Genomic DNA, 10505 nt, shown 5'->3' with positions numbered 1-10505 from the left:
CGCGATCAGCGATTAGAAGCCGCCTGACTCCAGGTTCCAACAAGCTTGACAGGCATCGCTGCCGTATCAAAACAAGGGTCAGGATGCACTGCCGCGATGGCAGTACAGGAAACAGGGAGGTTGTGCGGTTAATGTCATTGCCTAAAAGTCGGGAGTTGCTGTTTCAGTCGGTACTCTGGGTCCTGCTGCTGTGTACCCTGTTGATTGGGGCCGGTGGCATGCTCATGGAGGAGATGCCAGGCTTCGTACGTCCCCCGCACCTGATGCTGCTGCCGGGCTCTGCGCTGGTCATTGTGGTGGCAGGCATTGGGCTGCTGGCCCTGGTCTATCAGCGGCCTATCCTGCGGATCAGTTGCGTGGTGGGCTTGGCCCTGTTGCTACTGTATGGACTGCTGCAGCTGGTGCCGCTGGGGGAGCCTCAGGAATCGCGCTGGCTGCCTCCCATGAGCCTGCTGATGGTGCTGGTGGGTGCGGTGAGCCTGGCCCTGGTGTTCGAGCGCCGCGGTTGCCGAGCAGTGTGGTGTCTTGCGGCAAGCTTCTTCATTGCCGTGGGTGCGGCGTCTCTCCTCTTCTATCTGCGACCTGAGCAGGCCTGGCTGTCGCAGGACCTGGTCGCCTCCTCGCTAATGGGTGGCATCTTCTGCCTGCTTTTCGGGTCGTCGATGTGGATCGTCGCCGTCGCCAGGCCCTGGCGTTTCACTCAGCTTTCTCGGGCCGCCATGCTGGCCGGGGCTCTCGGCGTGTTTTTCTCGGGCATCGCCTGGTACCTGGTGAGCTGGCAGCAGTACCAGCATCAGCGCGAGGCCTTGCGCCAGGATATCGTGCATCTGGCCGAGCTGGCCGACCAACAGCTGGACAGCCACTCCAGGCTCATCATGCGGTTGGCCACACGCTGGCAGGGCTCGAGTGACATCGGTGATAACAACCGTCGTGACCTGGAGCTCAGGAGCTATCTCCGCGACTTTCCGAGTCTTGAGGCGTTGTCGGTGTCAGGCCGCCAGGGAGAGTGGCGCCGGGCGCGCCATGCCGAGTCACTGCTGTGGCTGGATGAGCGTCTCGGTAGTGACGATGTCCAGCAGTGGATAGCACTGCTATTGCCAGGTCAGGGGGAGTGGTATTTCCCCGCAGGAGAATCCGCCACCCGCGTGCTCCATGGGGTCAGGCTGCCTGGTACCCAAGGGGTGCTGTCGATTGCTGCCGTTGACGTGTCACAACTGGTGGAAGCTCTGAGTGGGCAAGATCATCTGGCAGCGGATGTGGTGCAAGTCGTTCAGGGCCGCCGGCCGGTCGCGACGCTGGCTCAGCAGGGGCTCTCTCTGGAGGAGTACTCGCTGCCGATCCAGCCAGTCAGCGAGTTGACGCTGGCGATGGGTCAGAATCAGCCGCTGACGTTCACCGCCTATGCGGCTTGGCCGGGGCTGGTCACGTTGGCTGGGCTGCTACCTTTGTTGGTCGGGGCACTGGGACTGACGCTGACCTATCAGCTGGTGGCGAGCCTCTCGCTGATGGCATCGCGTGCGGCCTGGGGCGAGCAGCTGTTGGCCGCCGGCCGCGAGCTTCGTGTGAGCGAGCAGCGTTTTCGTTCGCTGTTTACGAAAAATCCTGAAGGGGTATTTACTCACAGCAGGGAGGGAACCTACGAGAGCATCAACCTCTCTGCCGAGGCCATTCTCGGTTTGACGGAACGGGAGCTCCGCGGCAAGCACTTTCGCTCCATTGTCCATGAGCCGGAGTGCTCAAAAGAGGATGTCGAGCGGACAGAGTCCGCATTCCAGCGTGCTGTTGAAGGCGATTCCAGTAGTTTCGCCATACGCTTCTCTAGAGATGGGATAAACCTGCAGCACCTGGAAGTGACCATGATGCCCATCGTAGTTGATGGTGAGGTGGATGGCGTCTTTGGTATCGCCAAGGACATCACCGCTCGCGTTGCCGCCGAGGAGCGGCTGCGCGTTCTGGAGCGCAGTCTGGATGCCAGCCTGAATGGCGTGATCATCTCGGAAGCCGGGCGTCAGGGATACCCGATCATCTACGTCAACCAGGCGTTTACGGATATCACCGGCTACGAGGCCGACGAGGTCATCGGTCGTGATTGGCGCTTCCTGCAGGGGCCCGAGACCGAGGCGGAGCGCATCGAAGAGATTCGCCAGGGGCTCAGGTCGGGTCAGGACATCCGCCTGACGCTTCGCCACTACCGCAAGGACAGCAGCGTATTCTGGGATCAGCTGTATGTCTCGCCGGTCATGGACATGAATGGCTGCATCAGCCATTTCATCGCCATCGTGCATGACATCTCCGAGCGCAAGGCCCAGGAGAAGGAGCTGGCCTACCATGCCACCCATGATCCGCTGACGGGCCTGGCCAACCGTGCGCTGCTCGAAGAGCGTCTGTCCCACGATGTGGCGTTGGGCGCACGCCATAACCGGCTCCTGGGCGTGCTGTTCATCGACCTGGATGAGTTCAAGCCGATCAACGATACCCATGGGTCATGTGGTGGGGGACGAGGTGCTCAGGCAGGTGGCAAGGCGCCTGGAGCAAGGCGTGCGACCCAGCGATACCGTAGCGCGCTTCGGCGGCGATGAGTTTGTGGTAGTCCTGCCCGACCTGGCTTACGACGGCGAGGCCATGCTGATCGCAGAGCGCCTGGTGGAGTCCCTCTCGCGCCCTTACCGGATCGGCCAGCACGAGCTGCATCTCTCCGCCAGCATCGGTGTGTCCCTTGGACAGGGGGCCGAGCACCGAGCCCAGGTGCTGATTCAGCAGGCCGACATGGCCATGTACAAGGCCAAGCGTCGTGGGCGCCGAACCTGTGAGCTCTTCACGCAGGATATCAACGACAAGCTCGCCAGCCGCATGCAGCTGCGCCATGACCTGGAGGTGGCATTGGGCGCACAGCAGTTCGAACTCTACTACGGAGCCTGTCAACATAGTTGGCACATGAAATGGTTTCGGCTCTTTAAAATCCTGCTGCCTGCGGCGCCGGATCCCGTTCGGGATTCAGGTGCACTACACCCGGCAAGCTGAGGTTCCGGATCTCGCCTGACCAGCGCTCCGGGTGACGCTGCTTCGCGGCCTCAAAGACTTCTCTTCGCTGCGCCAGAATGCCCTTGGCCTCGCCGCTGTGGCGCTGGCCCGGAGTGACGTAGCGCAGGGCGCTATGCCGGTGCTCATGGTTGTACCACTCGGTAAATTGCTGGACCCATTCCTGGGCCTCGGCCAGGGTCGCGAAGCCGTCGACGGGAAAGCCCGGCCGGTACTTCAGCGTCTTGAAGGCCGACTCAGCAAAGGCATTGTCGTTGCTGACCCTTGGCCGGCTGTACGACGGGGTGATGCCCAGGTCGTAGAGCTTCTCCAGGAAGGTCGCCGCCTTCATCGGGCTGCCGTTATCAGAGTGCAGAATCAGAGGCTTATGCCGGTCCGTCAGGTGCTCTCGCCAGCAGGCCTTCTGGATCAGCTCGGCCGCCAGCTCGCCGGTCTCGGTTTCGTAGACCTCGTGACCAACGATCTTCCGGCTGAAGACGTCCATGATCAGATACAGGTACCACCAGGTGCCGCGTGCAGGACCTGGCAACCACGAAATGTCCCAGCACCACAGATGGTTAGGCGCCGTGGCCTGGTGCGTAGTCGGCAGTCGCTTGCGCTGTGGGGGCTGTTGTCGGCCCCGGTGGTGTTGCTGGTCGTATTCATGAAGCACTCGGTACATCGTCGACTCAGAGGCCAGGTAGCGCCCCTTGTCCGCCTGATCGGCCACGATGAAGGCCGGAGGGCGGCTCCGATACTCCGGGGCGTTGCATAGCGCCACAACCGCCTCTCGCTCCTCGGGAGACAGCTTGTTCGCGGGCTCCGGGCGGTCGGCGTCGGGGCGACGGTCAGCCGTCACCTCGCCTTCCGCGACCCAGCGATAATAGGTGCGCACGTTGATGCCCATCACCTGACAGGCCTTGGCCAGCCGAGCACCGTCACGCTGGGCGTCTTGCACCAAGGTCACGATGCGCTGGCGATCCGGGAGGCTGGTCAGTCGTCCTCGTCGTTGGTCGTGCCCCAGATCGCCTCTGCCTTTTTTGACAGGGCCAGCAGTGCCGCCGTCTCGGCCAGTGCCTTGTCCTTGCGATGCAGCTCTCGCTCCAGCTTGCGGAGCCGCTTCTGCTCTTCCTTGCGCGCCTGGCGCTGCTGCTTGGTCTGCTCAGCTGCATCCGCGTTGGCGTTCATGCAGGCATCCCGCCAGGCCTCCACCTGCTCAGGGTAGAGCCCGCGCTCACGGCAGTAGGCAGCGAACTCCGCCTCGTTCATCGGGGCGGTCTCCAGGACGATGCGGAACTTCTCCTGGCTGGTCCACTGATCGGGCTGGGTGGATCGTGATGGCAAAACCTGTCCTCGTGCTCTGGCCTGTTTCCGCCAATTGTAGAGGGTTGCCGCTGAGATGCCTTCCTGCTCGGACAGTTCCGGGATGCTCATGCTCATCGGTGGGGCCATCTTCTGAAGGATGGCTTCCTTACGCTCTGTGGGGTAACGCACGTTGATCACCTCTCAATCCGTTTAGGTGACAACTACGTTGACGCATAGGGACTACCAGCCGCTGATCCGTCGCGAGGGAGGTGTGGCCGGATGTGAAGCCCTGGTGCGCTGGAAGCATCCCGAGAAAGGCTTCATTTCTCCTGCCGACTTCATCCCGCTGGCGGAAGACACCGGGATGATCATTCCGCTCGGGCACTGGATTCTGGAGCGCGCCTGCCGTGACTTCCGCATGCTGAGAGAGCGTGGGCTGAAGGAGTGCCGTGTGGCGGTCAACCTGTCACCCCTGCAGTTCCAGCGGGCCGACTTCTTCAAGGGCCTGTGCCAGACCCTTGAAGTCTCGGGGCTGCCCCCGGAAGGCCTGGAGCTGGAGGTGACAGAAGGCGTGCTGCTGGATGGCTCAGACGGCGCACTGGAAACGCTGCATGCGCTGCGTGGGTTGAGCGTCAGCGTGGCCATCGATGACTTCGGGACCGGCTTCTCCAGCCTGAGCTACCTGCGGCATATGCCCGTCAACAAGCTCAAGATCGATCGTAGTTTCGTGAACCATATTGTCGAGAACGACAAGGATGCCGCCATCGTCGAGGGCATCATCACCCTGGCGCACCGCCTGGACATGGAGGTGGTGGCGGAAGGGATCGAGACCGAAGAGCAGTTGGGGCACCTGAACACCCTGGACTGCGATATCTACCAGGGCTACCTGTTTGCCAAGCCGATGCCGCTGGCGGCGTTGGATGCCTGGTTGGTGAAGGAGGAGCGAATCAGGCCAGTCTCGTGAGCGTACTCACAACCTGCATGGAGTGACTCAGCCTACCGCCGGGATATGGGGACCGTGCGGAGTTGGTATGGCGTCTAACCTGGCTCTATCATGTAAAGAAAACCAAGGAATCTTTTCGCCGGAGCTGAGGGGCCAAGGAAAACGAACAACACTACTCTAATGTATAGGGGGCCGCCAGCGATAATGTCCGCTCCTGGCCGTTAGATGGCGTACATCATGTGGTCGTTTTCGGTGCGTAGAGAACATGCGTTATTTCTTTACGCAAAACTCGGCCCGCATGGCGCCCTGAAGGGTAGGGCACCGCGTTTAAAGAAAACGACCGAACTTCGAACGCTCTATCCGGTTCACTTCGCGGTCAGGTGCTAACGGTCACGCGCCGTGTCGTTGGTAGTGCGGGTTCGGACTGTCTGGGTTTCAGTTGGAAGCAAAAAATCATGGTTCCTGGGTTGGGTATTTTCTAAGCATTTGATCGTAGCGCCGCCCGCCACTTAGGTGTGATGAATCGAAGGCAATGATCTACGCTATATAAGTCTTCGTTTATCCATGCAAGGCGGGAGACGATGGGATCAACCAAGTTGCTGCAGTCGATGGGGTGGCCTCAGCGTGTGGGGCTGCTTTTGGCGAGTCGCCATACCTTTCAGGGTGGCATGATCGTGCTTCTATTGGGCCTGGGAACCGGGATTGTCTATGCCACAGGAGGGACGGCTTATGCCTATCCATACATGATGCTGGTCCCCGTTTTGCTCGCTGCCTCCTGGTACACCTTGCCAGGCGGCTTGGTCACGGCCCTTGCCGCGGGTATCGCGATGGCTGTCATGCCACTGGATACCAATCTGGGCGTCGAGCAAACCCCTACTAACTATCTGCTGCGAATAGCGTTTTATGTGCTCCTGGGCGGTATCGCTGGCTGGCTGTTTCAGTCGCGGCGCCAGGCTTTCATCGTCCACCGGGACGTAGCCCGCACCGACCAGCATTCGGGCCTCGCCAACCAGGTCGCCCTCAATGAGGACCTTCATGATCGTATATCTCACCCGGCGCTGACAGGCCAAACGACCGGAGTGATCCAGGTGAAGATCACCGATATGACGGATGTCCTCGAGGCTCTGGGCCTAAAGGCAGCCGATGAACTTGCCATTGCGATGAGCCAACGGCTTTGCCAGGCGGTTCGTGGAGGAGGTCAGGTCTACCGCATCAGCCCCGATGAACTGGCACTGGTCGTGCTGGATGTCGAACCGAGTGATCTCGATGCTATCAGCCACCGGCTGGTCGAGGTCGGCGAAGAGAGCCTCTTGATTCAGCAGGTGCCCGTCCGTGTCCAATTGGCGATGGGGAGCGCCATCGCGGAAGGCCACAAGACGACAACAGAGCTGCTCCGAGAGGCGCGCCTTGCGCTCTTGACGTCTATTCGCCTACGGCGTGGGCATACGCACTTCAGTCCCACCTTCGATAAACGCTCCTTGGAGTCATTCAAGCTGATCGCCCGGGTGCGGGACGGATTGGCCGCAAGGGAGTTCGAATTGCATTACCAGCCCAAGATTCGCCTGGCCGACGGTCAGGTCTGTGGGTGCGAAGGGCTGATCCGTTGGCGAGGTGATCATGGCAGGCTGATTCCGCCTAGCCAGTTCATGCCCAAGGTGGAAAGTACCTCGCTGATTGGCCCGATCACCTACTTTGTCGTTCAAGCCGCCGGGGCTTTTTCCATGTACACCGGGAGCGAGAGCGCGATTAGTATCAACCTGTCGGTACATAACCTTCACGACGAGAATCTGTACGACCTGCTCGTAGAGCTCATCGAACAATCCAGCGTGAGACCGGAACGGCTGGAAGTGGAAATCACCGAAAGCGCCTTTATCCGTGACCTCGGCACCGCCCGTACTGCCATTCAGCGCATTCGTGATCTCGGTATCGGCGTAAGTATTGATGACTTCGGTACCGGCTTCGCTTCGTTCGAATACTTACAGCACCTTCCAATCACGGGCCTCAAGATCGATCGTGCCTTTGTTGCCAACCTGGACGGAAACGAGCGCGCGCGTAAGCTGATGGCATGTATGATTGATATCGGGCACGCCTTGGATCTGGTGGTAACCGCGGAAGGGGTGGAAACTCCGCAGCAGGAAGAGATCCTACGTCAGCTGGGCTGTGACCAAGCCCAGGGCTTCTACTACTCGCCGGCCCTGCCTGCCGCGGAATACCGTGCCTGGTGCCAAAGCCGGAGCTCTACGCCTGATGCGGAGCCACCGATATAGGTACCCCAAACCGGATGCCAAATATTGGATCGATACCGGCTGTAGCATAGGCTTAGGGCCCTGAATCTGCGATGCCAGCTATGGTGACACCCCGCCACCTTGGGTCTGTCAAGGTTTCAGGTAGAAACCTGAGCGTAGGCTTTCAAGCTTGGTGCCCCTGAGCCGAGGGTCAGGACAGGTAGAAACAAAGACTGCCACGATCGGGGCTCTCCCCTAATCAACCGAGCGCCGGGCGAAACATGAACTCGGAGTTCAGCACAGTCGCCAGGAGGGGTTGCTGAAGTGGTCCGAAATAGTCGGTCACAATAGATCTGAATGGGTGGTTACGATGGCGCGGAATACGCAGCAGCATGCCATGGGCTTGCAAGACTTCAATAACACCGGTTATGGCAGCATGATCGGTGTGGCAGCTGATGTGCTGCGAGGCCTGGTTCCCAAAGGGAGTGTGCGAGGGGTGAAGGAAAACAGCGGTCGAGAAAAAGGGTTGCTGTAGAGCTTGTAGATGCGATTACTTATGGGAAACTGCAGATGAACAGTCTCTCCGCGACAGGTATACTGTAATTGTATATACATTAATCCCGCTCGAAGGATGCCGCATGGCCAGCACTCCACCTCTCTATCAGCAGATACAGCAGCACCTGCTGGACAAAATCACCAGTGGTGAATGGCCAACACATCACCAGATTCCCCCGGAGGAGCAGCTGGCTCGTGATTTCCAGGTCAGCCGCATGACCGCCAACAAGGCAATCCGTGACCTGGTCCAGAAGGGGTACCTGACACGCCAACCTGGGCTCGGCACCTTTGTCACCGATCGCAAGGCGGAATCGTCGCTGGTCGAAGTGTACAACATTGCCGAGGAGGTGCGGTCGCGGGGGCACCGCTATGGCAACAAGCTGCTGACCTGTGAGGCCATCGAGGCTGATGACGAGGTGGCGCTGCGTCTGGGAGTCCGTCTCGGCAGCCGGGTCTTCCACACCCTGATCATTCACCTCGAGAATGACGTGCCGATCCAGCTTGAGAGGCGCTTCGTCAATCCGCGCTGGGTCCCGGATTATCTCGACACCGACTTTTCCCGGCACACGCCCAACGAAGTGCTGGTCGCCGCCTGTCCCGTTACTGATGTGGAGCACATCGTCGAGGCGGTCCTGCCCGATGGCCAAGCTGCCGAGTGGCTGGCCATCGATACGGTTAGCCCCTGCCTCAGCATGATTCGCCGCACATGGTCGGGTGAGCAACTTATCAGCTATGCGCGACTGCTCCATCCTGGGGATCGGTACAAGCTGCGCTCCTCAATGCATCGCGAGCCGAACTGATCAAACAGTGAGCCAATACCAACGCGAACGGCCGGGAATTCCCGGCCGTTCGCGTATGTGGGGTTGATGGCGGCTTCAGCCGACTAGCGTCTGCACCAAGTGGCTGGTGGGTACCGCAAGCAACAGGCTCAGGGCCACGCGGATGAACCACACCACCAACATCCGGCCCACTGACAGCGGAATGCTGGTAGAGAGGATGCAGGGAATTGAGGCCGAGAAAAACAGCACCGCGGACACAGACACCACGCCAGCGGCGAAGCGAGTTGCGAAATCGGCCTCGGCCATCAGTAGTGCCGGGAGGAACATCTCGGCGAGTCCGGCGGCGGAGGCCTGAGCGAGTGCTGCGGCATCCGCCACGCCCCACACCGCCACGAAGGGGTAGAAGAGCCAGCCCAGCCACTCGAACAGTGGCGTGTACTTAGCAGCCAACAGGCCCAGCAGCCCCACCGACATGATAGACGGCAGGATGCTGATGGCCATCACCAACCCTTCCTTGAAGTTGAGCGCCACACTGCGATGCAGGCTGGGTGCTTTCTCGGCCACTTCGAGGCCTGTCTGCCAGGCAGTGGCCAGGCGCTTGCCGGGTACCGCTTCCGGCTCGCCATCTTCAGCGCCGTCATCCATCCGCGAGAGCGGCGGCAACCGCACAGTCACTGAGGTGACGATGAAAGTGATCAGCAGGGTGAGCCAGAAGTAGAGGTTCCACACGTCCATGAGGTCGAGGGTTCTGGCCACGATGATCATGAAGGTGGCCGAGACCGTGGAAAAGCCGGTGGCGATGATGGCCGCCTCCCGTGCTGAATATTGGCCGGCCTAATAGACCCGATTGGTAATCAGCAAACCGATGGAGTAGCTACCCACAAACGAGGCCACGGCGTCGATGGCCGAGCGTCCCGGTGTGCGCCAGATGGGGCGCATCACCGGTTGTACCAGCACGCCGATCAGCTCCAGAAGACCGTAGCTGATCAGCAGAGCCAGGAAGATGGCGCCGATCGGCACGATCAGTCCCACCGGAATCACCAGCTTGTCAAACAGGAAGGGCAGCATATCCGGCTCATGCAGGAAGGCAGGCCCCCAGCCGGTCAGCGCCATCAGCGCTGCGGCTACGCCGGTGATCTTCAGCACCGTGAAGATGCGCTCAGTCAGGTTGCGGTTCCAGTAGCCCCGGATGAGCGGATAGGCCGCGCCGGCAACGATCAGCGCCAGAGCATAGAGCCCGCTGGCCTCCCCTAGCAATGCGCGCACGCCGGTCACCATATGGTCCAGGAGGATGGTGCGCTTGCCGGAAATCTCGATGGGCACGAAGAAGATCAGAAGGCCCAGGGTGCTGGGCAGGAACAGCTTGAGAAGGATGGCGGTAGCGACTGGCTGTCGAACTTGTGGTTCTTGGGGGTTCATGAGCACGCCTCTTGTCTTATTCCATGCGGTGACTGGATCGGGATAGGCGTCCTGCCTAGATATGTATATACAATAAGATAGAGAATGACACCCCCCGCCTAGCCATCCAGGCTAGACATTGGTCTAATGGCACGGTCGATATCTATCAGCCGTGGGGCTGATACCTCTTTATACAGTACTGTTTTTCAATATTTATTCAGTGTTGAAGCCTTTTTAGGTGAGGCGCTTGGCCCTGCTTGTCTCTTGTGTAGTTGGCTTGAC

General features: G+C 60.2%; 9 protein-coding genes. 6 read left to right on the top strand and 3 right to left on the bottom strand.

Features of this window, described 5'->3' with window-relative positions; genetic code table 11:
• The first annotated feature begins 131 nt into the window (after positions 1-131).
• Both FEF15_RS16920 and FEF15_RS16915 read left to right on the top strand, forming a co-directional pair.
• Complete coding sequence (locus tag FEF15_RS16920) at positions 132-2579, top strand: PAS domain S-box protein (RefSeq protein WP_163560336.1); 2448 nt, start codon at positions 132-134, stop codon at positions 2577-2579.
• On the top strand, positions 2539-3021 hold the full coding sequence (locus FEF15_RS16915; protein WP_240454219.1) for a GGDEF domain-containing protein: 483 nt from the start codon (positions 2539-2541) through the stop codon (positions 3019-3021). Before FEF15_RS16920 ends, FEF15_RS16915 begins: the two co-directional genes overlap by 41 nt.
• On the opposite strand, the gene FEF15_RS16910 is transcribed toward FEF15_RS16915, so the two are convergent.
• A protein-coding gene (locus FEF15_RS16910; protein ID WP_240454220.1) for an IS3 family transposase occupies positions 2954-4470 on the bottom strand; the annotation gives its coding sequence in 2 pieces (ribosomal slippage) (positions 2954-4033 and positions 4036-4470; 1515 coding nt in all). The genes FEF15_RS16915 and FEF15_RS16910 overlap by 68 nt on opposite strands.
• Positions 4471-4549: 79 nt before the next feature.
• Here FEF15_RS16910 and FEF15_RS16905 point away from each other — a divergent pair.
• From FEF15_RS16905 to hutC, 4 genes are all read left to right on the top strand, one after another.
• Positions 4550-5287, top strand: a complete 738-nt coding sequence (locus tag FEF15_RS16905; protein WP_163560334.1) for an EAL domain-containing protein — start codon at positions 4550-4552, stop codon at positions 5285-5287.
• A 560-nt stretch (positions 5288-5847) separates the two neighbouring features.
• On the top strand, positions 5848-7533 hold the full coding sequence (locus tag FEF15_RS16900) for a GGDEF domain-containing phosphodiesterase (RefSeq protein ID WP_163560333.1): 1686 nt from the start codon (positions 5848-5850) through the stop codon (positions 7531-7533).
• 355 nt (positions 7534-7888) lie between these two features.
• Positions 7889-8026, top strand: coding sequence for a hypothetical protein (locus FEF15_RS16895; RefSeq protein WP_163560332.1), 138 nt, complete (start codon positions 7889-7891; stop codon positions 8024-8026).
• A gap of 103 nt (positions 8027-8129) precedes the next feature.
• The gene (gene hutC, locus FEF15_RS16890) at positions 8130-8846 is read left to right on the top strand and encodes a histidine utilization repressor (RefSeq protein WP_163560331.1); all 717 of its coding nucleotides are present in this window, start codon (positions 8130-8132) and stop codon (positions 8844-8846) included.
• Positions 8847-8921: 75 nt separating this feature from the next.
• On the opposite strand, the gene FEF15_RS19500 is transcribed toward hutC, so the two are convergent.
• Together FEF15_RS19500 and FEF15_RS19495 are read right to left on the bottom strand one after the other, a co-directional pair.
• Positions 8922-9590, bottom strand: coding sequence for a hypothetical protein (locus tag FEF15_RS19500; protein WP_240454218.1), 669 nt, complete (start codon positions 9588-9590; stop codon positions 8922-8924).
• A 69-nt stretch (positions 9591-9659) separates the two neighbouring features.
• Entirely contained in the window at positions 9660-10244 is a 585-nt protein-coding gene (locus FEF15_RS19495; RefSeq protein WP_240454217.1) for a nucleoside recognition domain-containing protein, read from the bottom strand.
• Between the last annotated feature and the right edge of the window lie 261 nt (positions 10245-10505).

The organism is Halomonas sp. NO4, assembly GCF_010994375.1.
In the GTDB taxonomy this organism is placed as follows: domain Bacteria; phylum Pseudomonadota; class Gammaproteobacteria; order Pseudomonadales; family Halomonadaceae; genus Halomonas.
This window is presented reverse-complemented; position numbering and strand designations above follow the sequence as displayed.